26 protein-coding genes are annotated in these 24656 nt (G+C 59.1%); 20 read left to right on the forward strand and 6 right to left on the reverse strand.

The window, feature by feature from the left end; all coding sequences use genetic code 11:
• Positions 1-62: 62 nt before the first annotated feature.
• From ACTJJ1_RS13660 to ACTJJ1_RS13700, 9 genes are all read left to right on the forward strand, one after another.
• On the forward strand, positions 63-806 hold the full coding sequence (locus ACTJJ1_RS13660; protein WP_440834388.1) for a transporter substrate-binding domain-containing protein: 744 nt from the start codon (positions 63-65) through the stop codon (positions 804-806).
• A 12-nt stretch (positions 807-818) separates the two neighbouring features.
• Positions 819-1484: an amino acid ABC transporter permease gene (locus tag ACTJJ1_RS13665; RefSeq protein ID WP_004949021.1), complete on the forward strand. Its 666-nt coding sequence runs from the start codon at positions 819-821 to the stop codon at positions 1482-1484.
• Positions 1484-2140 carry an amino acid ABC transporter permease gene (locus tag ACTJJ1_RS13670; RefSeq protein WP_004949024.1) on the forward strand — a complete coding sequence of 219 codons (657 nt, stop codon included), beginning with the start codon at positions 1484-1486 and terminating at the stop codon, positions 2138-2140. The genes ACTJJ1_RS13665 and ACTJJ1_RS13670 overlap by 1 nt, the downstream gene beginning before the upstream one ends.
• On the forward strand, positions 2121-2864 hold the full coding sequence (locus tag ACTJJ1_RS13675) for an amino acid ABC transporter ATP-binding protein (protein WP_004949026.1): 744 nt from the start codon (positions 2121-2123) through the stop codon (positions 2862-2864). Before ACTJJ1_RS13670 ends, ACTJJ1_RS13675 begins: the two co-directional genes overlap by 20 nt.
• 46 nt (positions 2865-2910) lie before the next feature.
• Positions 2911-4152, forward strand: coding sequence for a pyridoxal-phosphate-dependent aminotransferase family protein (locus tag ACTJJ1_RS13680; protein WP_440834059.1), 1242 nt, complete (start codon positions 2911-2913; stop codon positions 4150-4152).
• On the forward strand, positions 4152-5408 hold the full coding sequence (gene hpxK / locus ACTJJ1_RS13685; protein ID WP_062791670.1) for an allantoate amidohydrolase: 1257 nt from the start codon (positions 4152-4154) through the stop codon (positions 5406-5408). Before ACTJJ1_RS13680 ends, hpxK begins: the two co-directional genes overlap by 1 nt.
• Positions 5408-5908, forward strand: coding sequence for a 2-oxo-4-hydroxy-4-carboxy-5-ureidoimidazoline decarboxylase (gene uraD / locus ACTJJ1_RS13690; protein ID WP_440834061.1), 501 nt, complete (start codon positions 5408-5410; stop codon positions 5906-5908). The genes hpxK and uraD overlap by 1 nt, the downstream gene beginning before the upstream one ends.
• On the forward strand, positions 5901-6236 hold the full coding sequence (gene uraH / locus ACTJJ1_RS13695) for a hydroxyisourate hydrolase (RefSeq protein WP_004949031.1): 336 nt from the start codon (positions 5901-5903) through the stop codon (positions 6234-6236). The genes uraD and uraH overlap by 8 nt, the downstream gene beginning before the upstream one ends.
• Positions 6237-6311: 75 nt before the next feature.
• Positions 6312-7664 (forward strand): nucleobase:cation symporter-2 family protein, encoded by a 1353-nt coding sequence (locus ACTJJ1_RS13700; protein ID WP_004949032.1) that lies wholly within the window; start codon positions 6312-6314, stop codon positions 7662-7664.
• A gap of 42 nt (positions 7665-7706) precedes the next feature.
• Here the strand turns inward: ACTJJ1_RS13700 and ACTJJ1_RS13705 are convergent, their stop codons facing one another.
• Both ACTJJ1_RS13705 and ACTJJ1_RS13710 read right to left on the reverse strand, forming a co-directional pair.
• Positions 7707-8480 (reverse strand): amidohydrolase, encoded by a 774-nt coding sequence (locus tag ACTJJ1_RS13705; protein ID WP_004949034.1) that lies wholly within the window; start codon positions 8478-8480, stop codon positions 7707-7709.
• A complete protein-coding gene (locus tag ACTJJ1_RS13710) occupies positions 8468-9628 on the reverse strand; it encodes a pyridoxal phosphate-dependent aminotransferase (RefSeq protein ID WP_004949036.1) in 1161 nt (386 codons plus the stop codon). The genes ACTJJ1_RS13705 and ACTJJ1_RS13710 overlap by 13 nt, the downstream gene beginning before the upstream one ends.
• A 162-nt stretch (positions 9629-9790) precedes the next feature.
• Here ACTJJ1_RS13710 and ACTJJ1_RS13715 point away from each other — a divergent pair, with 162 nt between their 5' ends.
• The 3 genes from ACTJJ1_RS13715 to ACTJJ1_RS13725 are packed head-to-tail and all read left to right on the forward strand — an operon-like array spanning position 9791 to position 11630.
• A complete protein-coding gene (locus ACTJJ1_RS13715) occupies positions 9791-10405 on the forward strand; it encodes a methylthioribulose 1-phosphate dehydratase (protein WP_004949040.1) in 615 nt (204 codons plus the stop codon).
• Positions 10402-11091 (forward strand): acireductone synthase, encoded by a 690-nt coding sequence (gene mtnC, locus ACTJJ1_RS13720; RefSeq protein WP_004949041.1) that lies wholly within the window; start codon positions 10402-10404, stop codon positions 11089-11091. The genes ACTJJ1_RS13715 and mtnC overlap by 4 nt, the downstream gene beginning before the upstream one ends.
• Positions 11088-11630 (forward strand): 1,2-dihydroxy-3-keto-5-methylthiopentene dioxygenase, encoded by a 543-nt coding sequence (locus ACTJJ1_RS13725; protein WP_004949046.1) that lies wholly within the window; start codon positions 11088-11090, stop codon positions 11628-11630. The genes mtnC and ACTJJ1_RS13725 overlap by 4 nt, the downstream gene beginning before the upstream one ends.
• 35 nt (positions 11631-11665) lie before the next feature.
• On the opposite strand, the gene mtnA is transcribed toward ACTJJ1_RS13725, so the two are convergent.
• Complete coding sequence (gene mtnA, locus ACTJJ1_RS13730; protein ID WP_006323790.1) at positions 11666-12694, reverse strand: S-methyl-5-thioribose-1-phosphate isomerase; 1029 nt, start codon at positions 12692-12694, stop codon at positions 11666-11668.
• Positions 12695-12838: 144 nt separating this feature from the next.
• On the opposite strand from mtnA, the gene mtnK reads away from it, so the two are divergent.
• Positions 12839-14038: an S-methyl-5-thioribose kinase gene (gene mtnK / locus ACTJJ1_RS13735; protein WP_004949050.1), complete on the forward strand. Its 1200-nt coding sequence runs from the start codon at positions 12839-12841 to the stop codon at positions 14036-14038.
• A gap of 91 nt (positions 14039-14129) precedes the next feature.
• Here mtnK and ACTJJ1_RS13740 read toward each other — a convergent pair whose 3' ends face one another.
• Both ACTJJ1_RS13740 and fadE read right to left on the reverse strand, forming a co-directional pair.
• Positions 14130-14282, reverse strand: coding sequence for a Hok/Gef family protein (locus ACTJJ1_RS13740; RefSeq protein ID WP_004949052.1), 153 nt, complete (start codon positions 14280-14282; stop codon positions 14130-14132).
• 288 nt (positions 14283-14570) lie between these two features.
• Positions 14571-17027 carry an acyl-CoA dehydrogenase FadE gene (gene fadE, locus ACTJJ1_RS13745; RefSeq protein WP_041416764.1) on the reverse strand — a complete coding sequence of 819 codons (2457 nt, stop codon included), beginning with the start codon at positions 17025-17027 and terminating at the stop codon, positions 14571-14573.
• A gap of 245 nt (positions 17028-17272) precedes the next feature.
• Here fadE and lpcA point away from each other — a divergent pair, with 245 nt between their 5' ends.
• Complete coding sequence (gene lpcA / locus ACTJJ1_RS13750) at positions 17273-17854, forward strand: D-sedoheptulose 7-phosphate isomerase (protein WP_004949058.1); 582 nt, start codon at positions 17273-17275, stop codon at positions 17852-17854.
• Between the two features lie 96 nt (positions 17855-17950).
• Complete coding sequence (locus ACTJJ1_RS13755; RefSeq protein ID WP_004949060.1) at positions 17951-18754, forward strand: class II glutamine amidotransferase; 804 nt, start codon at positions 17951-17953, stop codon at positions 18752-18754.
• On the opposite strand, the gene dpaA is transcribed toward ACTJJ1_RS13755, so the two are convergent.
• Positions 18689-19456 (reverse strand): peptidoglycan meso-diaminopimelic acid protein amidase, encoded by a 768-nt coding sequence (dpaA, locus tag ACTJJ1_RS13760; RefSeq protein ID WP_004949063.1) that lies wholly within the window; start codon positions 19454-19456, stop codon positions 18689-18691. The genes ACTJJ1_RS13755 and dpaA overlap by 66 nt on opposite strands.
• A gap of 595 nt (positions 19457-20051) precedes the next feature.
• Between dpaA and ACTJJ1_RS13765 the strand changes: the two genes are divergently transcribed.
• Genes ACTJJ1_RS13765 through nqrE form a run of 5 tightly spaced genes read left to right on the forward strand, consistent with a single transcriptional unit; the run spans position 20052 to position 24655 of the window.
• Positions 20052-21401 carry a Na(+)-translocating NADH-quinone reductase subunit A gene (locus ACTJJ1_RS13765; RefSeq protein WP_440834068.1) on the forward strand — a complete coding sequence of 450 codons (1350 nt, stop codon included), beginning with the start codon at positions 20052-20054 and terminating at the stop codon, positions 21399-21401.
• 3 nt (positions 21402-21404) lie between these two features.
• Positions 21405-22646 (forward strand): NADH:ubiquinone reductase (Na(+)-transporting) subunit B, encoded by a 1242-nt coding sequence (locus tag ACTJJ1_RS13770; RefSeq protein WP_006323795.1) that lies wholly within the window; start codon positions 21405-21407, stop codon positions 22644-22646.
• A complete protein-coding gene (locus tag ACTJJ1_RS13775; RefSeq protein WP_122288753.1) occupies positions 22636-23430 on the forward strand; it encodes a Na(+)-translocating NADH-quinone reductase subunit C in 795 nt (264 codons plus the stop codon). The genes ACTJJ1_RS13770 and ACTJJ1_RS13775 overlap by 11 nt, the downstream gene beginning before the upstream one ends.
• Positions 23423-24052 (forward strand): NADH:ubiquinone reductase (Na(+)-transporting) subunit D, encoded by a 630-nt coding sequence (locus ACTJJ1_RS13780; protein WP_004949071.1) that lies wholly within the window; start codon positions 23423-23425, stop codon positions 24050-24052. Before ACTJJ1_RS13775 ends, ACTJJ1_RS13780 begins: the two co-directional genes overlap by 8 nt.
• Before the next feature lie 6 nt (positions 24053-24058).
• Complete coding sequence (gene nqrE / locus ACTJJ1_RS13785) at positions 24059-24655, forward strand: NADH:ubiquinone reductase (Na(+)-transporting) subunit E (RefSeq protein WP_004949072.1); 597 nt, start codon at positions 24059-24061, stop codon at positions 24653-24655.
• Position 24656 lies beyond the last annotated feature (1 nt).

A 24656-nucleotide genomic window follows, 5' to 3' on the forward strand; every position in this document is an offset into this window, starting at 1 on the left:
ATCGGGGATAATCTATGAACTTCAAGAAAATCGGGGTAGCGACATTGGGTGTGGTTTTGCTGATGGCGCAGGCCGCCTCTGCGATGGCGGATCAATTACAGGAGATCCAGCAGCGCGGCGTGCTGCGGGTGGCTGTGCCGCAGGACTTCCCGCCGTTTGGATCCGTGGGCACCGATCTGCAGCCGCAGGGTTATGACATCGACATGGCGCATTATCTGGCCGACAAGATGAAACTTAAGTTGCAGTTGGTGCCGGTCACCAGCGCCAACCGGGTACCTTATCTGCAAACCGACAAGGTCGATCTGGTGATCTCCAGCCTGGGCAAAAACCCGGAACGCGAGAAGACCATTGCGTTTAGCCGCGCCTATGCGCCGTTCTTCCTCGGGGTCTTCGGGCCGAAAGAGGCGGTGCTGGGCGATGCCGCACAGCTGGACGGCAAAACCGTCGGCGTGACGCGCGGCGCGGTCGAAGACATGGTGCTGAGCGATACCGCGCCGAAGGGCGCGCAGATCAAGCGCTATGAGGATAACAACACCACGCTGTCGGCCTACCTGTCCGGCCAGGTGCAGTACATCGCCACCGGCAATCTGGTGGTGAGCGCCATCGCGCGGCAGAACCCGACCAAAGCGCCGGTCGCCAAGTTTATGCTGAAAGACTCGCCGTGCTTCGTTGGCCTGCGCCTGGGTGAACCGGCGTTGAAAGCGAAAGTGGATGAGCTGATTGAACAGGCACTGAAGGACAACACCCTGAACGGCCTGTCGGAAAAATGGCTGAAAGCGCCGCTGCCTGCCAACCTTGGTGCATAACGGGAGCGCCTGATGACCTATCAGCTGAATTTTCCCGCTCTGTGGCCCTATATGCCCGAACTGCTGGCCGGTCTGCTGACCACCATCGAGCTGACGGCGTTGGCCACTTTGATGGGCGTCGCGCTGGGGATTTGCGGCGCGGCGATCCGCAGCGGCAAGGCTAACCTGCTTAGCCATATTTGGGGCATTTACGTCGAGGTAGTGCGCAATACGCCGTTTGTGGTGCAGCTGTTCTTCATCGTGTTCGGCCTGCCTAGCCTGGGCTGGAAACTGACCGCCGGGCAGGCGGCGCTGTTGGCGATGGTGATCAACCTGGGCGCCTACAGCACCGAAATCATTCGCGCCGGCATTCAGGTGACGCCGAAAGGCCAGTGGGAAGCCGGGCGAGTGCTGGGGTTCAGCCGCAGCCAGACGTTTCTGCGCATTGTGCTGCCGCCGTCGTTACAGCGAATTTATCCGGCGCTGGTCAGCCAGTGCATTATCGTCATGTTGGGATCATCGGTGGTGTCGCAGGTGTCGTTCGAAGAATTGACCTTCGCCGCCAACCTGATCCAGTCGCGCACTTTCCTCAGTTTTGAGGTGTATCTGGTGACGACACTGTTTTATCTGCTGTTATCGGTATTGATGCGCCAGCTGTTGCTGGCCGCCGGACGGCGCTTTTTGGGGAGCCAGGGCTGATGCTGACTTTTACCGACTGGGACATTGTGCGCAATCTGCTGCTGGCGGCGCGCTGGACGTTGCTGCTGTCGCTGACGGCGTTCTTCGGCGGTACTTTGGTGACGCTGCCGCTGTTATTGCTGCGCCTGAGCAAGCGCAAGTGGGCGATGCGTTTTGTCCGCTTCTATTCCGAGCTGTTTCAGGGCACGCCGCTGCTAATGCAGCTGTTCCTGGCGTTCTTCGGCCTGGCGCTGTTCGGCATCGACGTCAGCCCCTGGGCTGCCGCCGCGCTGGCGCTGACACTGTTCACCAGCGCTTTTCTGGTGGATATCTGGTCCGGCAGCATCGCTGCCCTGCCGAAAGGGCAGTGGGAAGCGTCGCGTTGCCTGGGGCTGAGTTTTGGCCAGACTCTGGGGCGGGTGATTGTGCCGCAGGCGGTACGTATCGCCATCGCACCCACCGTCGGGTTTTCGGTGCAGGTGATCAAGGGCACCGCGTTGGCCTCGATCATCGGCTTTATCGAGCTGACCAAGGCCGGCACCATGCTGAACAACGTCACTTATCAGCCGTTTAAAGTGTTTGGCCTGGTCGCGCTGGGCTATTTCCTGATGTGTTACCCGCTGTCGCGTTACAGCCATTATCTGGAGAAAAAATTCCATGCCGCTCATCACAATTAATCAGGTTCAGAAATATTACGGCCAGAACCATGTGCTGAAGGGCGTGGATCTGGATATCGACATGGGCCAGGTGATATCGATTATCGGCCGCAGCGGTTCAGGCAAGAGCACGCTGTTGCGCTGTATCAATGGGCTGGAAGGGTATCAGGAAGGCAGCATCAAATTGGGCGGCATGACCATTACCGACCGCGATTCGCAGGCGCGTGAAATCAGCCGCTCCATCGGCATGGTATTTCAGAACTTTAATTTGTTCCCGCACATGACTGCGTTAGAGAACGTGATGTTGGCGCCGCGCCGGGTGCTGAAAAAAAGCCCCGCCGAATGCCGCGAACTGGCGGAGGAGATGTTGAACAAGGTCGGACTGGGCGAGCGAATGCACTATTCACCGGCCAATCTTTCCGGTGGACAGCAGCAGCGCGTGGCGATTGCCCGGGCGCTGGCGATGAACCCTAAGGTGCTGCTGTGCGATGAAATTACCTCGGCGCTGGATCCTGAACTGGTGGGCGAGGTGCTGAAGGTGCTGGAGCAACTGGCCAAAGAGGGCATGACGCTGATTCTGGTGACCCATGAAATGAACTTTGCTCGCGAGGTCGGTGATCGGGTGGTGTTTATGCACCAGGGCAAGGTTTGGGAGCAGGGCGACAGCCGCACGCTGTTCGCTAATCCGCAAACGCAGGAATTAAAACAGTTTATCGCTTCGGTCCGTGGGCTGACAGAGGCCTGACCGGGGTGAGTGGAATAATAACTTATTAAGTGGGTAAGGAATGAACATGCTAGATATCACCCAGTTCGATCAGATTAATCCGCCGGCTCGCCTGTTGATGGGGCCGGGGCCGATCAATGCCGATCCGCGCGTGTTGCGCGCCATGTCGAGCCAGCTGATCGGCCAGTACGATCCGGCGATGACCGGCTACATGAATCAGGTGATGGAGCTGTACCGCGCGCTGTTCCGTACCGAAAACCGCTGGACCATGCTGGTGGACGGCACCTCGCGTTCCGGTATTGAGGCCATGCTGATCTCCTCGATTCGCCCCGGCGACAAGGTGTTGGTGCCGGTGTTTGGCCGTTTCGGCCATCTGTTGTGCGAAATTGCCCGCCGCTGCCGTGCCGAGGTGCACACCATCGAGGTGCCATGGGGCGAGGTGTTCAGCGCCGATCAGATTGAAGACGCGATCAAGAAGGTGCGCCCGCGCTTGCTGTTGACGGTGCAGGGCGATACGTCCACCACCCTGTTGCAGCCGCTGGAAGAATTGGGTGACATCTGCCGCCGCCACGGCGTGCTGTTCTACACCGACGCCACCGCCTCCTTCGCCGGCAACCCGCTGGAAACCGACGCCTGGGGGCTGGACGCGGTATCCGCCGGCCTGCAGAAATGCCTGGGCGGCCCGTCCGGCAGTTCGCCCGTCACCCTCAGCCCGCAGTTTGAAGAGATCGTCCGCCGCCGTAAATGCGTGGAGCAGGGCATTCGCACGGTTGACCATGCCGACGGCGACGACGAGATGATCTACTCCAACTATTTCGATCTCGGCATGATCATGGATTACTGGGGCCCGGAGCGGCTGAACCACCATACCGAAGCCACCAGCATGCTGTTCGCCGCGCGCGAATGCGCCCGGGTGATCCTGGAAGAAGGGCTGGAAAATACCATCGCCCGCCACAAACTGAACGGCGCGGCGATGCTGGCCGGCATTCAGGGCATGGGGCTGGAGGTGTTCGGCGATCTCGATAACCGCATGAACAACGTGCTGGGCGTGGTGATCCCGCAACAGGTTCACGGCGAGCAGGTGCGTCAGATGATGCTGAATGATTTCGCCATCGAGATCGGCACCTCGTTCGGCCCGCTACAGGGCAAGATCTGGCGTATCGGCACCATGGGTTACAACGCACGCAAAGACTGCGTGTTGCAGACCCTGACCGCGCTGGAGGCGGTGCTGAACCGGCTGGGCTTCGCCAGCACGCAGGGCGAAGCCTTGCAGGCGGCCTGGAATACCTACGACGCCGGGATCCGCTGATGGCGGCGCTGTTAACCGCCCAGGAGGCGGAACAGGCGGCGGCTCGCGTCATGGCGCGCTGCGATGCGCTGGCGGCGATCAGCGCCACGCCGGGCCAGCTGACGCGGGTCTATCTGTCGCCGGAACATCGGCGCGCCAACCAACTGGTGGGCGACTGGATGCGTACCCTTGGCATGACTGTGCATCAGGACAGCGTCGGCAATATCTGCGGCCGTTACGAAGGCCAAACACCAGGCGCACCGGCGTTGCTGCTCGGTTCGCATCTGGATACGGTGCGCAATGCCGGCCGCTACGACGGCATGCTTGGCGTACTGACCGCACTGGAAGTGGTGGCGCATCTGCACCGGCAGCAGCGGCGTTTGCCGGTGGCGGTGGAGGTGATTGGCTTCGCCGATGAAGAAGGCACCCGCTTTAGCGTTGCCCTGTTGGGCAGCCGGGGTATCACCGGGCAGTGGCCTGCCGAGTGGCTGGAACGGACCGATGCCGAGGGGATCAGCATGGCGCAGGCGCTGCGCGAGTTTGGGTTGGATCCTGCTGCGGTGGGTGAGGCTAAGCGTGCGCAACGGGATATCTGCGGTTATCTGGAGCTGCATATTGAACAGGGGCCATGCCTGGAGGCGGCCGATTTGGCGCTGGGGGTGGTGACGGCAATCAACGGCGCTCGCCGGCTCAACTGCACCTTTACCGGCGAGGCGGGCCATGCGGGCACCGTGCCGATGGGGCAACGCAAAGACGCGCTGGCGGCGGCGGCAGAATGGATGGTGGCCGTCGAGACGATCACCACGGCCAGCGATCCGCATCTGGTGGCCACCGTCGGCAGAATCGAAAGCCTGCCGGGAGCGGTCAACGTCATCCCCGGCGAGGTAAAACTGTCTCTCGACGTGCGCGGCCCGGATGATGGTCCGTTGGCGGCGTTGCTGGTGCAACTGCTGGCACAGGCTGAGGCGATCTGTGCGCGTCGGGGGCTGAGTTTTGCCAGCGAAGAGTTTTACCGCATAAATGCAACAGCCTGTGATGCAAATTTGCAACGGCGTTGGCAGGACGGCGTGATGCAGGTACAAGGCCGCAGTATGGCGCTGCCGAGCGGCGCCGGGCACGATGCGATAGCCGTGGCGGCCTGCTGGCCGGTGGGTATGCTGTTTGTGCGCTGCGATCGCGGTATCAGCCATCATCCGGCTGAGGCCGTCACTCAAGCCGATGTGGCGTTGGCGATTCAGGCCTACTGCCAGACGGTTGGCAGTTGGGAGGAAGCCTGATGGATTTGCAAGCGTTTAACCGGCTGTCGCCGCTGGAAGCTGAGCGGTTGCTGCGCCCCTGCGTGGATATTCCTTCCTGGATCGGTGCGGTAATTGCCGCCCGGCCATTCGCCGGCATTGATGCTGCACTGGAGCTTGCCCGGCAGGCGTCACAGCGCTGGCAGGAGGAGGACGTCAATCGGGCGTTGGCACAGCATCCACGCATTGGTGAGCGCGCCAACGGGGCAGGCCGTGAGGCGCAGTTTTCCCAGAGAGAGCAGGCGGCGGTCAATACGGAGGACGCCGCACTGACCGAGGCGCTGCTGGCAGGCAATCGGCGTTATGAAGCGCGATTTGGTCAGGTGTTTTTGATCCGCGCCGCCGGCCGCGATGGCCATACTATATTGCGTGAGCTGGAACGTCGGTTGGACAACAATGCGGAGCAGGAGCAGCGGGAAACCGCCGAACAGCTGCGCGAAATCGTGATGCTGCGTTTTAAGGAGTTACTGAGCGATGAGTAATATCAGCACCCATATTCTGGACACTTCTCTCGGTAAACCTGCGGCAGACGTGCGGGTGTGGCTGGAGAGAGAGCACGACGGGCAGTGGCGGATGCAGGCCGAAAGCCATACCGATGCCGACGGCCGTGCGCGCTACCTGACGCCGGATGGCCTGACCGCCGGACATTACCGCCTGTATGCCGATCTAGGCGGTTATTTTGCCGCAGGCCGGCGCGATACGCTGTATGCCACGGCGATTATCGATTTTGTCGTCGGCGATGCGACGCAGCATTACCATTTACCGCTGTTAATCAGCCCTTATTCGTACTCGACCTACCGCGGCAGTTGATCTGATCCACTGACGTACCCTCGGGCGCGGCGTACCGCGCTCCCGGATTCAATCACCCAGTCAACGGGGGGAAATATGGCTCTGTCTCAGGATAAGGGTGCGGCCTCGTGCTGCCCGGAAGATGAAAAACTGCCGCTGGGAAAAACCTTTGCCTTCGGCCTGCAGCATATTTTAACCATGTACGGTGGAATTATCGCGCCACCCTTGATCATCGGCTCGGCTGCGGGTTTAGGCGCGCCGCAGATTGGCATGCTGGTGACGGCGGCGCTGTTTGTCAGTGGGCTGGCGACGTTGCTGCAAACCCTCGGCCTGCCCGGCCTGGGTTCACGCCTGCCGCTGGTGCAGGGCGTTTCCTTCGCCGGGGTGGCGACCATGGTGACTATCGTCACTGGGGACGGCGGGCTGCCTGCGGTATTCGGTGCGGTGATCGCCGCTTCGCTGGCGGGGCTGTTGATCGCGCCGTTTTTCTCGCAAATTATCCGCTTCTTCCCGCCGGTGGTGACCGGCACCGTGGTGACGGTGATCGGCCTGTCTTTGATGCCGGTGGCGGTGCGCTGGGCGATGGGCGGCAACGCCAAGGCGGCGGATTGGGGGGCGACCGGGAATATTGGCCTGGCCGCTTTCACGCTGGCGGTCATTTTGTTGCTCAATAAGATCGGTTCCCCGACGTTGAAGCGGTTGTCGGTACTGCTGGCGATGGCCGTGGGCTGCGTAGCGGCGGCGCTGGCGGGGAAAGTGAGCTTTGCCGCCGTGGGCAACGGGCCGTGGCTGGCCTTCCCCGAACCTTTCGCCTACGGTTGGCCAACCTTCGAGCTGAGCGCGATCCTGTCCATGCTGTTGATCGTGCTGGTGCTGTTGACGGAAACCACAGCCGGGCTGATGGCGGTGGGGGAAATTGTGGGTTCGCCGGTCAATTCGCGTCGTATCGCCAAGGGGCTGCGCGCCGATATGCTCTCCAGCGCGCTGTCGCCGGTATTTAACTCATTTCCGCAAAGCTCGTTTGCCCAGAATATCGGCCTGGTGGCGATCACCGGCGTGAAAAGCCGTTTTGTGGTCAGTGCCGGGGGCGCCATTCTGGTGCTGCTGGGCGTGTTGCCGGTTCTGGGGCGGCTGGTGGCCTGCATTCCGTTGCCGGTATTGGGCGGTGCCGGCGTGGTGCTGTTCGGTTCGGTGGCTGCCAGCGGCATTCGCACTCTGGCGAAGGTGGAGTATAAGGACAACATGAATCTGGTGGTGGTGGCGACGGCGATTGCCTTCGGCATGATCCCGATTGTGATGCCGACTTTTTACGATCAGTTCCCGAATTGGGTCCGCACTTTGCTGCATTCTGGCATTAGCGCGTCGTGTCTGGCGGCGCTGTTGCTGAATCTGTTGTTCAACCGGATCGATGCGGCAGAGAAAAATGCGACTGAGGAGGAGCTTTCCTGAAGAGAGCGGGCGCAGCAGACTGCGCCCGTAAGGATCAAAGGATCAATCGTGCCGCAGGAAGCTGTCGGCATCGCGCCAGGCCGGGAAAGCGCTGCGGTAACTCTGTAGGTTTTCCAGCGACAGTTCGGCGTCCAACCGTGCGGCGGCGCCCGGTTCCGCCTGCGCCAGAGTTTCGCCTTGCGGGCTGAGGATCAGGCTGTCGCCGCTGTAGTTCAGCCCGTTGCCGTCTTCGCCAACGCGGTTGCAGCCGGCCACGTAGACCTGATTCTCAATGGCGCGTGCGGCCAGCAGCGTTTGCCAATGTTTGCTGCGCGGCGCCGGCCAGTTGGCGACGTACAGCGCCAGATCGTAATCCTGCTGGTAGCGGGACCACACCGGGAAGCGCAGGTCGTAACAGATCTGCGGCAGAATGCGCCAGCCGCGCCATTCGAAAATCTCGCGTTTTTTACCGGCGCGGTAATGCAGGTGCTCGCCGGCCATGCGGAACAGGTGGCGCTTATCGTAAGCATGCACCCGGCCGTTCGGTTCGACCAACAAGAAACGGTTGACCGCGCCCTCGGCAGTTTTCAGCGCCACGCTGCCACCGACCAGAGCGTTGCTTTTGCTGGCCCAGCCGTGCAGCCAGGCGATCACCTGTTGTTCCGGCAGCGCGCTTTCCCCGGCGTCCATCGCGAAACCGGTGGTGAACATTTCCGGCAGCACGATCAGATCGCGGCCGGTCAGCGGTGCCAACTGCTCATCGAAATGGCGCAGGTTGGCTTCGCCGTCGCGCCAGACCAGCGGTTGCTGCAACAGGGTAATTTTTAAAGTCGACATAACCGCTCCGCAGCCGCATCCAGCGTGGCGTCCTGTTTAGCGAAGCACAGCCGGATCAATTTATGAGGGAAAGGATCGGCACAGAAGACCGACAGCGGAATTGCCGCCACGCCCACGTGCTCGGTTAACCAATGACAGAAAGCGACGTCATCCAAATCGGAGACCGCGCTGTAATCCGCCAGCAAGAAGTATGTACCTTCACAGGGTAAAATTTCCAGTCGGCTGTTTGACAGCGCCTGCACGAAGCGATCGCGCTTGGCGCGGTAAAACGCCGACAACTGTTGCCAATGCTCCGGCTCGCTGCGCAGCATATCCGCCAGCGCCAGCTGTGCCGGGGTATTGACCGAGAAAGTCAGGTATTGATGCACTTTACGGACTTCGGCGCTCAGCGCGGCGGGGGCCACGCAATAGCCCACTTTCCAGCCGGTCATGTGGAAGGTTTTGCCGAAAGAGGAGACCGCAATGGCACGTTGCCGCAGTTGCGGATGGGCCAGCACGCTGGCATGGCCGCCCTGGGCGAAGCAAATATGCTCATACACTTCGTCGCTCAGCACATAGATTTCGTGATCGCTAATGGCATGCCACAGCTGTTGCATATCTTCCGCCTGCCAGGTGGTGGCGGACGGGTTGTGCGGCGTATTGAGGATCACCAACCGGGTACGTGGCGAAAGCAATTCGGCAAACTGCTGCCAGTCCACGCTGAACGCAGGGGGTTGTAGCGCAATGCGCTTCAATATGCCGCCGGACAGCGTGACCGCCGGCGCATAGCTGTCGTAGCTCGGGTCGAAACAAATCACTTCATCGCCGGGGCGCACCAACGCGCTGATGGCAGCGAACAGCGCTTCAGTGGCGCCGGCCGTCACCGTGATTTCGCAGGCGGCGTCCGGCAGCCAACCGTACAGCCCGGCGGTTTTCTCGGCGATGGCTTCGCGCAATGGCGCAACACCGGTCATTGGGGCATATTGGTTGGCACCCTGGCTGACGTGCCAGGCCAGGCGATCTTTCAGATAATCCGGGCCATCGAAATCGGGGAAGCCCTGCGACAGGTTGATCGCCTGATACTGCGCCGCCAGCGCACTCATCTGCGTGAAAATGGTGGTGCCCAGAGCGGGCAATTTACTGTCGGGAATCAATGCTGACGTGCTCATAGCAGGCTAATACTCCTGGCGCTTAGGTTGCCGTCAATATAACACGATGTTAGTATTTGGCAATCAAGACGCTTAGATGGCTAAATGAAGAAATGATCTAACTATATAAGCAAATCATTCTAAGCTTCACCTGCTGGACGACCTTACTGACCGGGAAAAATAATGACAGAAAATCCGCAACTTACAGCGCTACTGGCTGCCTGCCACTGGATTGGCGAAAAGGGCTGGTGCCCGGCGACCGGCGGCAATATGTCGCTGCGTCTCGACAATCAACGCTGCCTGGTGACCGAATCCGGCAAGGATAAAGGCAGCCTGACCGAAACGGACTTCCTGCTGGTGGAAACCGCGACCAATCATGTGCCGAGCGGTCGCACGCCTTCGGCGGAAACCGGCCTGCATACCCTGATTTACCGGCTGTATCCGCAGATAGGTGCGGTACTGCACACCCATTCGGTGAATGCGACCGTACTGTCGCGCGTTGAGCGCAGCGATGGCCTCGTGTTGCAGGGCTATGAAATGCAAAAATCGCTCGGTGGCCAGAGCAGCCATCTGGACAGCGTGATCATTCCCATTTTCGATAACGATCAGGATATTCCGCGGCTTGCGGCGCGCGTGGCGGCTTATGCCGAAGTGACGCCACTGCAGTACGGTTTTCTGGTTCGTGGACACGGCCTGTATTGCTGGGGCCGCCAGGTTGCGGAAGCCCGTCGTCACCTTGAAGGGCTGGAATTCCTGTTCCAGTGCGAACTGCAACGCCGTTTACTGGAGGCTAAATGATCCGCGCCATCGTCACCGATATTGAAGGCACCACCAGCGATATCCGCTTCGTGCACCAGGTGCTGTTTCCCTATGCGCGTGAGCGGCTGGCTGAGTTTCTCCGTGAGCACGCCGCCGATGCCGAAGTGGCTGCACCGCTGGCCGCTCTGCGGCAGGAGATTGACCAGCCGCAAGCGGACATTGAGCAACTGATTGCCGCGCTGTACCGTTTTATGGATGAAGATCGCAAATCTACCGCGCTGAAGGCGCTGCAGGGCATCATTTGGCGCAGCGGCTACCGGAACGGTGATTTTCGCGGCCATCTGTATCCGGAAGTGGCTGGGCAACTGGCCGCCTGGCAGCAGCAAGGGCTGAAACTGTACGTCTACTCTTCCGGCTCGGTGGAGGCGCAAAAGCTGCTGTTCGGCTACAGCGACGCCGGGGATTTGCAGCCGCTGTTCAGCGGCTATTTCGATACCCACGTCGGCGCCAAGCGTGAAACCGCTTCGTACCGAAATATTGCCGCTGAAATCGGCATTGCGCCCGACGAGCTGTTGTTCCTTTCCGACATTCATCAAGAGTTGGACGCCGCACGCGCCGCAGGCTGGCGTACTTGCCAGTTGATCCGCGACGATGCCGACGCGCAGAGCCGGCACCCGCAGGTTAACCGTTTTGATCAGATCGATTTAGGGGAGTTTGCCTCATGAGTGGATTGACCATTTTCAGCGATAAAGAGCCGCAGCAGCCGTTATGGCAAAGCCAGGATGCCGAGGCTATTCAACGGCAACTGGCGCAAATTGGCGTGCGCTTCGAGCGCTGGCAGGCGGATCGCGAACTGGGTGAAAACCCGGAGCCGGCGGCGGTGATTGCCGCCTATCAGCACGAGATTGATCGGCTGGTGGCGGAGAAAGGTTATCAAAGTTGGGACGTGATCAGCATGCGTCCGGATAATGAGCAACGCGAAGTCTTGCGCAGCAAATTTCTTTCCGAACATACGCACGGCGAAGATGAGGTGCGCTTCTTTGTGGCCGGCGCGGGGCTGTTCTGCCTGCATCTGGATGGCAAGATCTTCCAGATCTTGTGCGAGAAGAACGATCTGATCTCGGTACCGGCCAATACCCGTCACTGGTTCGATATGGGGTCGGCGCCCAACTTTACCGCGATCCGCGTCTTCGATAATCCGGAAGGTTGGGTCGCGCATTTTACCGGCGACAGGATCGCCGATGCCTATCCGCGCCTGGATTAACGTTTAACGGGGCGGTTCTCGCGCCCCGTTATTGATTACCCCAGCGCCTGCTGGAAGATCCCGTCATTGACCTGTTGCGGCGTAATCACGCCGCTGTCGAACACCCAACCGCTAATCAGCGCCGCAGGCGTCACGTCAAACGCCGGGTTATAAACCGGGGCATCGGCAGGTGCCCACTGGCATGATCCGAAACTGCCGGACACGCCGGTCACTTCGGTTGCGGCCCGTTGCTCAATCGGGATGGCCGCGCCGTTCGGGCAGTGCGGATCGTGGGTGGTGTGCGGAGCGGCCACGTAGAACGGAATGCGGTGATAGTGCGCCAGCACCGCCAGGCTGTAGGTGCCAATCTTGTTGGCGACGTCGCCGTTGGCGGCAATACGGTCTGCGCCAACCCACACGGCATCTACCTGGCCCTGCGCCATCAGGCTGGCGGCCATCGAATCGCAAATCAGCCGGTAGGGAATGCCGAGCTCGCCCAGTTCCCAGGCGGTGAGGCGACCGCCTTGCAGTAATGGACGGGTTTCGTCGACCCACACCTGTTGTACTTTCCCTTGCTGATGGGCGCGCAGCAACACCCCGATAGCCGTGCCGACGCCGGCGGTCGCCAAACCACCGGTATTGCAATGGGTCAGCAGGCGGCTGCCGGGCTGCACCAGTTCCGCGCCATGGTCAGCAATCCGCTCGCACAACTTACGGTCCTCTTCCACCAATCGCAACGCTTCTTCCACCATCGCAGGCACCCACAGCGGTTGTGCCAGAGCCTGCTTCATGCGGTCCAGATTGTTCATCAGATTCACCGCCGTCGGGCGCGAGGCGCGTAAGGTGGCCAACGCTTGCTCCAGTTCTTCACGCGGCAGGCCGCGTTCCGCCAGCAGCGCCAGCAACAGGCTGGCGGACAGGCCGATAAGCGGTGCGCCCCGTACCCGCAAGGTGAGGATGTGATCGACCAACTCTTCTACGGTGTCACATTGGCGCCACTGTTTTTCCTGCGGCAAAGCCTGCTGATCGAGGATCCAAAGTCGGTTGTCACTCAGGGTCAAACTGGTGGTGTTAAGCGATTGCATCGGCAGTTAAATCCTTGTTGCGTTGTTATTGCATCTGAAAAGGTATTCTGCCAACATGCCATACGGATGTATAGACGTCCAAATGCTTTTACGTCTAAAAAAATAACATCGCTGTGTCAGTGAGAAAAATCAGAGGGGTTGGGAATGTCGCTTTATCGTACCTTTACTGCTGCCGATGCCGTTGAATATGCCCGCCAATACGGGCAGTTGGCCGATCCGCAGGCGCTGGTGAGCGCTGACGAGATTGGTGACGGCAACCTGAACCTGGTGTTCAAAATCCGCGATCGCGACGGCGTAAGCCGGGTGATCGTCAAGCAGGCGTTGCCGTACGTACGCTGCGTGGGCGAATCCTGGCCGCTGACCCTGGATCGGGCGCGCATTGAAGCGGAAACCCTGTTGATACACGGCAGCGTTTGCCCACGGCATACGGTGAAGGTGCTGCATCACGATCCTGAATTGGCGGTGATGGTGCAAGAGGATCTTTCCGATCACCATATCTGGCGCAACGAGCTGATCAAAGGCCACTATTACCCGTTGGCGGCCGGACAACTGGCAGAATATCTGGCGCAAACCCTGTTTCATACCTCCGATTTTTACCAGACGGCGCAACAAAAAAAGGCTGAGGTCAGCCGCTTCACCAACCCTGAACTGTGCCAGATCACCGAAGATCTGTTCTTTACCGATCCTTATATCGATCACGAACGCAACCAGTTCGACGAGGCACTGTTGCCGCAGGTGCGAGCGCTGCGTGACGATACCGCGTTGAGGCTGGCGGTGGCCGGGCTGAAGCACCGTTTCCTCAGCAAGGCGGAAGCGCTGCTGCACGGCGATATTCACAGCGGCTCGATTTTTGTTGCGGAAGGCAAGCTGAAGGCGATAGATGCCGAGTTTGGTTTCTATGGCCCGATAGGTTTTGACGTCGGCAGCGCGTTGGGTAACCTGTTGCTGAATTACTGCGGTTTGCCGGGCCTGTTAGGGCCGCGCGATGCCGCCGCCGGGCGGGAGCAACGCCTGCAGGATGTGCGTGAACTTTGGCTGATTTTTGCCGATCGCTTCCTGGCGCTGTGCCACCAGCAAACCCGCGAGATAGCGCTGGCGGTGCCGGGCTATGCCGAACAGTTTCTGCAGCAGGTATGGACCGATGCCATAGGTTACTGCGGCAGCGAGCTGATCCGCCGCACTATCGGCCTGGCACACGTCGCCGATCTGGACAGCATCAGCGATGCCGAAATGCGCGCCGAATGCCAGCGCAGCGCCCTGAACCTGGGCCGTGCGCTGATCGTCAACGCGGCGCAGATTGAGCATATCGACGCACTGCTGGCGCGTATCCGCCAGAACGGCTAGGCGTTGTTTGGGCACCGCCGGCAGGAAGAGGGTGCTCATGGATCTCTGCCTAACAACCAACGGGCGGGGCGAACCCCGCCGTTGGGTTGCCTTACCCTTCGGATTCGTAAGCCAAAATGGCCGCAACCTCCGTGTCTCCCAGTTTGATGCGCAGTTCACATAGCGAACCGCGAGTGATCAACATGAACGCAATCAGCGTCATGCAGATAATCATCAGCCTCAGAACGACCCGTTCCTGCTGCATTTCTGACCTCCTTATCCTTGCCTTCCGGCGGGTAAGAGGCTAACCTGATGTTGCTAGACATTCAGAGTGGCCTCGGGTTGATAATATCGACTCGGGGCCTTTCTCTTTCTATCCGTTGCTTATGCCCCGGAAAGAAAGATCCAGAGCACCCGCTACGCAGTCTATCCGATTATTCCCGAAGTTAAATTAGCCGTTCTGGCAAGGCTGCGAGCCGCCGCGCATTTTGCTGTGCCACAAAAAGAAAAAGGGGCGATAATGATCGCCCCTGGATGAACGGGAGTAACGCTGTTACGCCGCTTCGGTGTGTTGCTGGCGTTTAGACGTCGCTACCGGCTTTTCCGGCTTGTTGGCCGCCAGCGCATCCGGCTCGAAGTCATCTACGTTGATGGAACGCAGGCGGCTCTCTTCGGCTTTCACCAGGATCTTCGCTTCATCGGCGCTGATCTTGCCCTCTTCCAGCGCACGCTGCGCCAGGCGATCCAAGCGGGTAAACGGCAGGTTTTTGCCGCTTTCCTTGCACAGGCGCAGGTGAATCGGCTCGGCGGCAATGACGTCTGCCAGCGCGGCTTCCAGCAGGCCAACCGGGTTATGCTCGCTTGGCGTCAGGTACTGGCCGCGTCCAAGGCGGCTGCGGGTTGCGGACGGCTGCTGGATAATCTTGGCCAACTGGTGGTCCAGACGATCAGAAGGTGCGGTATGCACGCGGCCGAACGGGAAGATCACGAAGCGCATCACGCCGGCGATAAAAGGGTTCGGGAAGTTGCGCAGCAGATCGTCCAACGCTTGTTCTGCCTGATGCAGACTGTCCTGCACCCCCCAATGCACCAGCGGCAAATCTTCTTTCTGACGGCCTTCATCCTCAAAACGTTTCAGCGTTGCGGAAGCCAGGTACATTTGGCTGAGGATATCCCCCAGGCGGGCGGAGATACGCTCGCGGCGTTTCAGGCTGCCGCCCAGCACGCCCATGGAGACGTCCGACAGCAGCGCCAGGTTCGCGCTCAGACGGTTCAACTGTTGGTAGTAACGGCGTGTCGCATCTTTGGTCGGTGTGCTGCTGGTGCGGCCATTGGTCAGGCCCAGCCAGAAGCTGCGTACCTTGCTGCTGCCCACGTGGCCCAGATGGCCGAACAGCGATTTGTCGAAGGCGTTCAGATCATTGCTTTGCGCAGCCGCCATTTCGTCCAGTACGTAGGGATGGCAGCGGATGGCGCCCTGGCCGAAGATCATCATGGTGCGGGTCAGGATATTGGCGCCTTCAACCGTGATGGCGATCGGTGCGCCCTGGTAGGCTCGGGCCAGGAAGTTGGATTTGCCCAACATGATGCCTTTACCGCCGGCGATATCCATTGCATCAATGATTGCCTGCTGGCCTCTGTGGGTACAGTGGTATTTCACGATGGCTGACAGCACCGCCGGTTTCTCGCCCAGCATCAGGCCGCTGGTGATCAGCGTTGCCGCCGCATCCATCACATAGGTGTTACCGGCGATACGCGCCAACGGTTCTTCGATGCCTTCCATCTTGCCGATAGAGATCTTGAACTGACGGCGGATATGGGCGTAAGCGCCAATGGCCAGCGCCATAGACTTCACGCTGCCGGTCGAGTTGGAAGGCAGGGTAATGCCGCGGCCTACCGACAGACACTCAACCAGCATGCGCCAGCCCTGGCCGGCCATTTTTGGCCCGCCGATGATGTAATCGATAGGCACGAACACGTCGCTGCCGCGGGTTGGCCCGTTCTGGAACGGTACGTTCAGCGGGAAGTGGCGATTGCCGATTTCAACGCCTGGGGTGCTGGTCGGGATCAACGCACAGGTGATGCCGGGTGATTCGTTGTCGCTCAGCAGACGGTTCGGGTCATGCAGTTTGAACGCCAGGCCCAGCACGGTCGCGACCGGCGCCAGCGTGATATAGCGTTTGTTCCAGGTCAGGCGCATGCCCAATACCTGTTCGCCTTGCCACTCGCCCATGCAGACGGTGCCGACATCCGGAATAGCGCCGGCGTCTGAACCCGCTTCCGGGCTGGTCAGGGCGAAACAAGGGATCTCGTCGCCGCGTGCCAGGCCCGGCAGGTAGTGGTTTTTCTGCTCGTCGGTGCCGTAGTGTTGCAGCAGCTCGCCAGGGCCGAGGGAGTTTGGCACGCCGACGGTGATCGCCAGAATACCGGAAACGCCGGACAGTTTTTGCAGCACGCGCGCCTGAGCATAAGGAGAGAAGTCCAGGCCGCCGTATTCTTTCTTGATGATCATCGCAAAGAAACGGTGTTCTTTCAGATAGGCCCACAGTTCCGGCGGCAAGTCGGCCAGTTCATGGGTGATCTGGAAGTCGTTAGCCATGCGGCAGGCTTCCTCCACCGGGCCGTCGATAAACGCTTGTTCTTCGGCGGTCAGTTGCGGTTTCGGATAATTATGCAGCTTGTTCCAGTCCGGTTGGCCGCGGAACAGATCGCCTTCCCACCAGGTGGTGCCGGCTTCGATCGCTTCTTTCTCGGTTGTGGACATCGGCGGCATTACCTTGCGGAACGCGCGCAGAGCCGGAGCGGACAGCATCGAACGGCGCAGGGAAGTCACGTTCAGCGGCAGAAGGACGATCGCCAGCGGCAGCAGCATCCAGAAGGTCCACAGGCCGATAACGCCCATGGCGGCGGTATATGCCAGCAGAATAAGGCTACTGAGGGTGAGGTTCACTCGGTGATAAAACACCACACCAATGAGTGCCAGTAAAACAACAATACTAAGAACCATCATAAGAAGCTCCGAAGTAGTAAGAGGTCTGACCTGTTGTATGTATGTAATAGGTTTTAGTACAACCCCATATTTTTATCAATGCATTTACAGTTTAATTACAACTTAAGTCACAAACTGAGCGCATCAATAATCAAAAACCTCACTCGTACCTCAACCGGCGCGCTGTTTGGCTCACAGTGCTTCTCGGTTTTTCCCCGATCCGGTACACTGCGGAGCGGAAGATTGACGATAACAAGAGGTTCCTCATGTACCACGACCTTATTCGCAGTGAACTGAACGAAGCGGCCGATACCCTGGCGAAATTTATCAATGACGATGCCAATATCGACGCCATTCAACGCGCGGCAGTGCTGCTGGCCGATTCCTTTAAAGCCGGTGGGAAAGTGATTTCCTGTGGCAATGGCGGTTCTCACTGTGACGCCATGCACTTTGCCGAAGAGCTGACCGGTCGCTACCGCGAAAACCGTCCAGGCTATCCGGCGATTGCCATTTCCGATGTCAGCCACCTGTCTTGCGTCAGCAACGATTTCGGTTACGAATACGTGTTCTCACGTTACGTGGAAGCGGTAGGCCGCGAAGGCGACGTATTGCTGGGCATTTCCACTTCGGGCAATTCGGGCAACATCATTAAAGCTATCGAAGCGGCGCGCGCCAAAGGGATGAAAGTGATCACCCTGACGGGTAAAGACGGCGGCAAAATGGCCGGCTCCGCCGATGTGGAAATCCGCGTACCGCACTTCGGCTACGCAGACCGTATTCAGGAAATCCATATCAAAGCGATTCACATCTTGATTCAGCTGATTGAAAAAGAGATGGTTAAAGCGTAATGGCTTCAGGGGGCATGCCGCCCCCGCGACATTTTTAGGGGCGCTGCATGTTGCGCCCGCATAGACAGTGCCAGTGTGGGTAAGGAGTGGCAAGCGATGTGTGAACTGCTCGGGATGAGCGCGAACGTACCGACCGATATCTGCTTTAGCTTTACCGGGCTGGTTCAGCGCGGTGGCCGTACCGGGCCACATAAAGATGGTTGGGGCATTACCTTCTATGAAGGGAACGGCTGCCGTACGTTTAAGGATCCCCAACCGAGTTTCGATTCGCCGATCGCCCGCCTGGTGCAGGAGTACCCGATCAAATCCTGCGCGGTGGTATCGCATATCCGCCAGGCCAACCGCGGTGAAGTGGCGCTGGAAAATACCCACCCGTTTACCCGCGAGCTGTGGGGCCGCAACTGGACCTACGCGCACAATGGTCAGTTGAAAGGCTATCGCCAGTTGGAAACCGGTACCTTCCGCCCGGTGGGTCAGACTGACAGCGAATATGCGTTCTGCTGGCTGCTGCATCAGCTTTCCCTGAAATACCCGCGCACCCCGAGCCGTTGGCCGCCGGTATTCCGCTATATCGCTTTGCTGGCGGATCAACTGCGCAAGAAAGGGGTATTCAATATGTTGCTGTCGGACGGGCGTTTTGTGATGGCCTACTGCTCCACCAACTTATATTGGATCACCCGCCGCGCGCCGTTTGGCAAAGCCACGTTGCTCGATCAGGATGTGGAGATTGATTTTCAGCAGCAGACCACACCTGACGATGTGGTCACCGTGATTGCTACCCAACCGCTGACGGCGAATGAAACCTGGCACAAGATTGCGCCAGGCGAGTTCGCATTATTTCACTTCGGTGAGCGGCTTGGTTTGAGCGAAGGGGTTGGTGCTGGCAGCGGGAGCCGTTGACGCGTACTGCGTCATCTGGTTGCTGCTCATGACGGGCTGACCCAGCACGTACTGGCCATTGGAGACGCTGACCACCGGCGGCAGGTGATTCTTGACGAAGTAGTCGTAGCCCGGTTTCAACTGGTTCCAGAAGGCGATATCGCTGGATGAGCGGTGACGCTTCAGGTTCTGTTCGGTCATGCGGAACGGATAGATGCTGATATCGATCCGGTTCTGACCATAAGCGAATGCGGCTTCTACGTAACGGTAGATCTCATCCATATAGGTGTTGGTCATCGCGTAACAACCAATCGATTTACATTCGCCGTGGATCATCAGATAAGCGCCGGAATAACCCTGCGACTTGTCGTAATCGTTCGGGAAGCCGATATTTATTGCGCGATAATATTTGCTGTCGGGTTTCAGATGGCGTGCGTCGACGCTATAAAAACCTTCCGGGCTTTTGAAGTCGCCTTCACGGCGTTTCGGGCCAAGCCCGCCGGAAAAATTACAGATGCGGAAGGAGTTCACCAGACGGAATTCATTGCCCATTTTGGCATACAATTCCAGCGTGCGTTCTTCTTTGAAGATCTGAATATAGACCGGTGAACCTACTAATTGCTGTTTAACTACCGGTGCCTCGGGAACCTGCTCGCTGGCGCTGCAGGCCGTGATCATCGGCATAGAAAAAAGCATCGCAAACAACAGCGCGATTTTGCTCATTATTATTCCTGCTTATATTTATCTGCTGGCTCAATGAACTCGGCCGGCATGCCACTGATTATTGTTTTACTGCTTTAAAACACCGCCAGATTACCAGTGTGTTTTTTTTTAGCAATATGCGATATGTATAAAAAAACTACAAACTTCGATAAAAGTGAATCGACAGGCAGTTTTTAACGATTGGTAATGCAAAACAGCAGAAATTTAATTGCATTTGCTTGACTCAGGTCACTGCTCAACGCAGAACAAAGTGGTGAAAAATGTTAATATTCCGTCTCCAATTAACCTGTTGTTGCAGTTGCATAAGAAGGCCTCGAGCTTATCTCCATGGCGATAACATGGGTTCTGCGGCAACAAAGTATTAACAGCGTTTTTGTCGAGAAAACCTTTTTTATCGTGCCGAACGAGGCCGGCGGGAGTTAATCAAGGGAATGTGCGTAACCCCATTTTATCGGCGCGAAAAAATTCATGTTGAGCGTGATGCCGTTGCGCTTAACCCGGAGGCTGCCGTTGCAGTCTCATCATCCAGGCATCGTCAGCGCCAGCCTCTGGGGCCGGTAAGACGTGTAAACCTAGCCAACATCGTATAAATCCTATGATTAAAATCAGAAAAGGGTTAGATCTGCCCATTGCCGGAGCCCCGGTTCAGGCGATTCAGGACGGCCCACCAGTTCAGCATGTTGCCCTGCTTGGGGAAGAGTACGTCGGCATGCGCCCTTCCATGTTAGTGCAGGAAGGCGATACCGTTAAGAAAGGCCAGGCGTTGTTCGAAGATAAAAAGAACCCCGGGGTTTTCTTCACGGCTCCCGCCAGCGGGCGCATTGCGGCAATCAACCGCGGTGAGCGCCGCGTGTTGCAGTCCGTGGTGATTGCGATAGAAAACGGCGGTGACGAGCAACTTGAGTTCGCTCATTATCCGGTCGCCGAACTGGCGGAGCTGCCGCGAGAGCAGGTTGAAGGCGAACTGATCGCCAGCGGCCTGTGGACCGCGCTGCGCACCCGCCCCTTCAGTAAAACGCCGTGTCCCGGCACCACCCCGCGCGCCATCTTCGTGACCGCCATGGACAGCCAGCCGTTGGCCGCCGATCCGCAGGTGATCATTGCCGGGCAACGGGAGGCCTTTAACGCCGGGCTGGCGGTGCTGGCGCGCCTGACCGACGGCAAGTTGCACGTTTGCCACGCCGCAGGTGCGAATCTGGGCAAACAGCCTGGCGCGCAGATAACCTACAACGAATTCGCCGGCCCGCATCCCGCCGGGCTGGTGGGCACCCACATTCACTTCCTCGAACCGGTCAGTTTGAAAAAAACCGTCTGGCATATCGGCTATCAGGACGTCATCGCCATCGGCACGCTGTTCACCACCGGCCATCTCGACACCCGTCGGGTGGTGGCGCTGGCCGGGCCGCAGGTGGAACTGCCGGTGCTGCTGCGTACCCGGTTGGGCGCCAGCATTGAGCAACTGACCGCCGGTCGCCTTAAAAGCGGCGAGAACCGGGTGATTTCCGGCTCGGTACTGAGCGGTACTCATGTCGCCGGCCCGAATGCGTATCTCGGCCGTTTTCACTCGCAGGTTTGCGTGCTGCAGGAAGGGCGTGATAAACAGCTGTTCGGCTGGATCGCGCCTTCGCCGGACAAATTCTCCATTACCCGCACCACGCTGGGCCATTTCCTGAAAAATAAGCTGTTCGCCTTCTCGACCACCACCCACGGCGGCGAGCGCGCAATGGTCCCGATCGGCAACTACGAACGGGTGATGCCGCTGGACATTCTGCCGACTCTGCTGCTGCGCGATCTGCTGGCGGGCGATACCGACAGCGCGCAGGCGCTGGGTTGTCTGGAGCTGGACGAGGAAGATCTGGCGCTGTGCACTTTCGTTTGTCCGGGCAAGTATGAATATGCGCCGGTGCTGCGCGACGTGCTGACCAAGATTGAGCAGGAAGGATAACCGATGGGCCTGAAGAACTTTTTTGACAAGATCGAGCATCACTTCACGCCGGGCGGCAAGCTGGAAAAGTGGTACCCGCTGTTTGAAGCGACTACCACGGTGTTTTACACCCCCGGTCTGGTGACGCGCGGCGCTTCGCACGTGCGCGACGCCATCGATCTGAAACGCATGATGATCCTGGTGTGGTTGGCGGTATTCCCGGCGATGTTCTGGGGTATGTACAACGTCGGCCAGCAGGCCATTCCGGCGCTGCACCATCTGTACAGCGGCGATCAGCTGCAACAGGTGCTGGCGGGCGACTGGCATTACCGGTTGGCGCAATGGCTGGGGGCGTCGCTGGCGGCGGATGCCGGCTGGATCAGCAAAATGGTGCTGGGCGCCTGCTACTTTATGCCGATCTACGCCGTGGTGTTTCTCGTCGGCGGTTTCTGGGAAGTGCTGTTCGCGGTCATCCGCAAGCATGAGATTAACGAAGGTTTCTTCGTCACGTCTATTTTGTTCGCGCTGATTGTGCCGCCAACGCTGCCTTTGTGGCAGGCGGCGCTGGGCATCAGCTTCGGCGTGGTGGTGGCGAAAGAGATTTTCGGCGGCACCGGGCGCAATTTCCTCAACCCGGCGCTGGCGGGGCGCGCTTTCTTGTTCTTCGCCTATCCGGCGCAAATCTCCGGTGACCTGGTGTGGACCGCCGCCGACGGCTTCTCCGGCGCTACGCCCTTGGCGCAGTGGAGCGTGGGCGGGGCGCACAGCCTGAGCAACGTGGCTACCGGCCAGTCGATCAGTTGGATGGATGCCTTCCTCGGCAACATCCCAGGTTCGGTAGGTGAGGTCTCCACGCTGATGATCCTGATCGGCGGCGCGATTATCCTGTTTGGCCGCGTGGCTTCCTGGCGCATTGTCGCCGGCGTGATGCTCGGCATGATGGCAACCGCCTTCCTGTTCAACAGCATCGGCTCCGCCACCAACCCGCTGTTCGCCATGCCGTGGTATTGGCACCTGGTGTTGGGCGGCTTTGCCTTCGGCATGATCTTTATGGCCACCGACCCGGTTTCCGCCGCCTTTACCAACAAGGGAAAGTGGTGGTACGGCATCCTGATTGGCGTGATGTGCGTGTTGATCCGGGTGGTCAACCCGGCCTACCCGGAAGGCATGATGCTGGCGATCCTGTTCGCCAACCTGTTCGCGCCGCTGTTCGATTATCTGGTGGTGCAGGCCAACATCAAGCGGAGAAAAGCCCGTGGCGAATGAATCTAAAAACGACACTATCGGTAAAACGCTGCTGGTGGTGCTGCTGCTGTGTCTGGTGTGTTCGGTGGTGGTGGCGGGTTCCGCCGTCGGCCTGAAGTCCAAACAGCAAGAGCAAAAGCTGCTCGACAAGCAGCGCAATATCCTCGACGTGGCCGGTCTGTTACAGCCGAAGATGGAAGGCGAGCAGGTCAAGGCGCTGTTCACCCAGCGTATCGAACCGCGCCTGCTGGATTTGAACAGCGGCGAGTTTGTGGCGGGCAATGCGGCGGCGTTCGATCTGGCCGCTGCGCTGCGCGACGATGCCAAAAGCGTCGCTTTGTCGGCGGGCGAAGATCCGGCCGGCATCAAACGCCGCAGCAACCGGGCGGAGATCTATCTGGTGCGCGATAACGGCGGGGCGGTGAACCAAATCGTGCTGCCGGTCTACGGCACCGGTCTGTGGTCGATGATGTACGCTTTTGTGGCGCTGGACAGCGACGGCAACACGGTGAAAGGCATCACTTATTACGATCAGGGGGAAACCCCGGGCCTGGGCGGTGAAGTTGAGAATGCCGGTTGGCGCCGGCAGTGGATAGGTAAAAAGCTGTTTGATAACGACGGCAAGCCGGCGATCCGCGTGGTGAAAGGCGGGGCGCGTCAGGGGGATGAGCACGGGGTGGACGGTTTGTCCGGCGCCACGCTGACCTCCAACGGCGTGCAGCACACTTTTGATTTCTGGTTGGGCGAGCAAGGTTTTGGCCCATTCCTGAAAAAAGTTCGTGAAGGAGCGCTGAAAAATGGCTGATTCCAAAGAGATTAAGCGGGTCCTGCTCGGGCCGCTGTTTGACAACAACCCGATAGCCTTGCAGGTTCTTGGGGTGTGTTCCGCGCTGGCGGTGACCACCAAGCTGGAAACGGCGGTGGTGATGACCATCGCGGTGACCCTGGTCACGGCGTTCTCCAGCTTCTTTATTTCCCTGATCCGTCACCATATTCCGAACAGCGTGCGCATCATCGTGCAGATGGCGATTATCGCCTCGCTGGTGATTGTGGTCGATCAGCTGCTGCGCGCTTATGCGTTCGAGATTTCCAAGCAACTGTCGGTGTTTGTCGGCCTGATCATCACCAACTGCATCGTGATGGGGCGCGCCGAAGCCTACGCCATGAAGTCGCCGCCGATTGAAAGCTTTATGGACGGTATCGGCAACGGGCTGGGTTATGGGGTGATCCTGGTGCTGGTCGGTTTCCTGCGCGAGCTGATTGGCTCGGGCAAGCTGTTTGGCATTCCGGTGCTGGATACGGTGCAGAACGGCGGCTGGTATCAGCCGAACGGCCTGTTCCTGCTGGCGCCGAGCGCGTTCTTTATCATCGGCCTGCTGATTTGGGTGCTGCGCACCCTGAAGCCTGCACAGATCGAAAAGGAGTAACGGCCGATGGAACATTATATCAGCCTGTTTGTGCGCGCGGTGTTCGTCGAGAACATGGCGTTGGCGTTCTTCCTGGGGATGTGTACCTTCCTGGCGGTGTCGAAGAAGGTATCGACCGCCTTCGGTCTGGGCATCGCCGTGACCATAGTGCTCGGCATCTCGGTGCCGGCGAACAACCTGGTCTACAACCTGGTGCTGCGCGATGGCGCGTTGATGGAAGGCGTCGATCTGAGCTTCCTCAACTTCATTACCTTTATCGGCGTGATCGCAGCGCTGGTGCAGATTCTGGAGATGATCCTCGATCGCTTCTTCCCGTCGTTGTACAACGCACTCGGCATTTTCCTGCCGCTGATCACCGTGAACTGCGCCATTTTCGGCGGCGTGTCCTTTATGGTGCAACGCGACTACAACTTCGCAGAATCGGTGGTGTACGGCTTCGGCTCCGGCACCGGCTGGATGCTGGCGATTGTCGCGATGGCGGGGATCCGCGAAAAACTCAAGTATGCCAACGTCCCCGCAGGGCTGCGCGGTCTGGGCATTACCTTTATCACCACCGGGCTGATGGCGTTGGGCTTTATGTCCTTCTCCGGTGTTCAGTTGTAAA

It is taken from the genome of Serratia sp. 22264, from assembly GCF_052045345.1.
GTDB lineage: Bacteria > Pseudomonadota > Gammaproteobacteria > Enterobacterales > Enterobacteriaceae > Serratia > Serratia plymuthica.

Coding starts and splice junctions, on each gene's coding strand:
- ACTJJ1_RS13660 (WP_440834388.1), top strand. CDS start 63: ATGGCGCAGGCCGCCTCTGCGATGGCGGATCAATTACAGGAGATCCAG.
- ACTJJ1_RS13665 (WP_004949021.1), top strand. CDS start 819: ATGACCTATCAGCTGAATTTTCCCGCTCTGTGGCCCTATATGCCCGAA.
- ACTJJ1_RS13670 (WP_004949024.1), top strand. CDS start 1,484: ATGCTGACTTTTACCGACTGGGACATTGTGCGCAATCTGCTGCTGGCG.
- ACTJJ1_RS13675 (WP_004949026.1), top strand. CDS start 2,121: ATGCCGCTCATCACAATTAATCAGGTTCAGAAATATTACGGCCAGAAC.
- ACTJJ1_RS13680 (WP_440834059.1), top strand. CDS start 2,911: ATGCTAGATATCACCCAGTTCGATCAGATTAATCCGCCGGCTCGCCTG.
- hpxK (WP_062791670.1), top strand. CDS start 4,152: ATGGCGGCGCTGTTAACCGCCCAGGAGGCGGAACAGGCGGCGGCTCGC.
- uraD (WP_440834061.1), top strand. CDS start 5,408: ATGGATTTGCAAGCGTTTAACCGGCTGTCGCCGCTGGAAGCTGAGCGG.
- uraH (WP_004949031.1), top strand. CDS start 5,901: ATGAGTAATATCAGCACCCATATTCTGGACACTTCTCTCGGTAAACCT.
- ACTJJ1_RS13700 (WP_004949032.1), top strand. CDS start 6,312: ATGGCTCTGTCTCAGGATAAGGGTGCGGCCTCGTGCTGCCCGGAAGAT.
- ACTJJ1_RS13705 (WP_004949034.1), bottom strand. CDS start 8,480: ATGTCGACTTTAAAAATTACCCTGTTGCAGCAACCGCTGGTCTGGCGC.
- ACTJJ1_RS13710 (WP_004949036.1), bottom strand. CDS start 9,628: ATGAGCACGTCAGCATTGATTCCCGACAGTAAATTGCCCGCTCTGGGC.
- ACTJJ1_RS13715 (WP_004949040.1), top strand. CDS start 9,791: ATGACAGAAAATCCGCAACTTACAGCGCTACTGGCTGCCTGCCACTGG.
- mtnC (WP_004949041.1), top strand. CDS start 10,402: ATGATCCGCGCCATCGTCACCGATATTGAAGGCACCACCAGCGATATC.
- ACTJJ1_RS13725 (WP_004949046.1), top strand. CDS start 11,088: ATGAGTGGATTGACCATTTTCAGCGATAAAGAGCCGCAGCAGCCGTTA.
- mtnA (WP_006323790.1), bottom strand. CDS start 12,694: ATGCAATCGCTTAACACCACCAGTTTGACCCTGAGTGACAACCGACTT.
- mtnK (WP_004949050.1), top strand. CDS start 12,839: ATGTCGCTTTATCGTACCTTTACTGCTGCCGATGCCGTTGAATATGCC.
- ACTJJ1_RS13740 (WP_004949052.1), bottom strand. CDS start 14,282: ATGCAGCAGGAACGGGTCGTTCTGAGGCTGATGATTATCTGCATGACG.
- fadE (WP_041416764.1), bottom strand. CDS start 17,027: ATGATGGTTCTTAGTATTGTTGTTTTACTGGCACTCATTGGTGTGGTG.
- lpcA (WP_004949058.1), top strand. CDS start 17,273: ATGTACCACGACCTTATTCGCAGTGAACTGAACGAAGCGGCCGATACC.
- ACTJJ1_RS13755 (WP_004949060.1), top strand. CDS start 17,951: ATGTGTGAACTGCTCGGGATGAGCGCGAACGTACCGACCGATATCTGC.
- dpaA (WP_004949063.1), bottom strand. CDS start 19,456: ATGAGCAAAATCGCGCTGTTGTTTGCGATGCTTTTTTCTATGCCGATG.
- ACTJJ1_RS13765 (WP_440834068.1), top strand. CDS start 20,052: ATGATTAAAATCAGAAAAGGGTTAGATCTGCCCATTGCCGGAGCCCCG.
- ACTJJ1_RS13770 (WP_006323795.1), top strand. CDS start 21,405: ATGGGCCTGAAGAACTTTTTTGACAAGATCGAGCATCACTTCACGCCG.
- ACTJJ1_RS13780 (WP_004949071.1), top strand. CDS start 23,423: ATGGCTGATTCCAAAGAGATTAAGCGGGTCCTGCTCGGGCCGCTGTTT.
- nqrE (WP_004949072.1), top strand. CDS start 24,059: ATGGAACATTATATCAGCCTGTTTGTGCGCGCGGTGTTCGTCGAGAAC.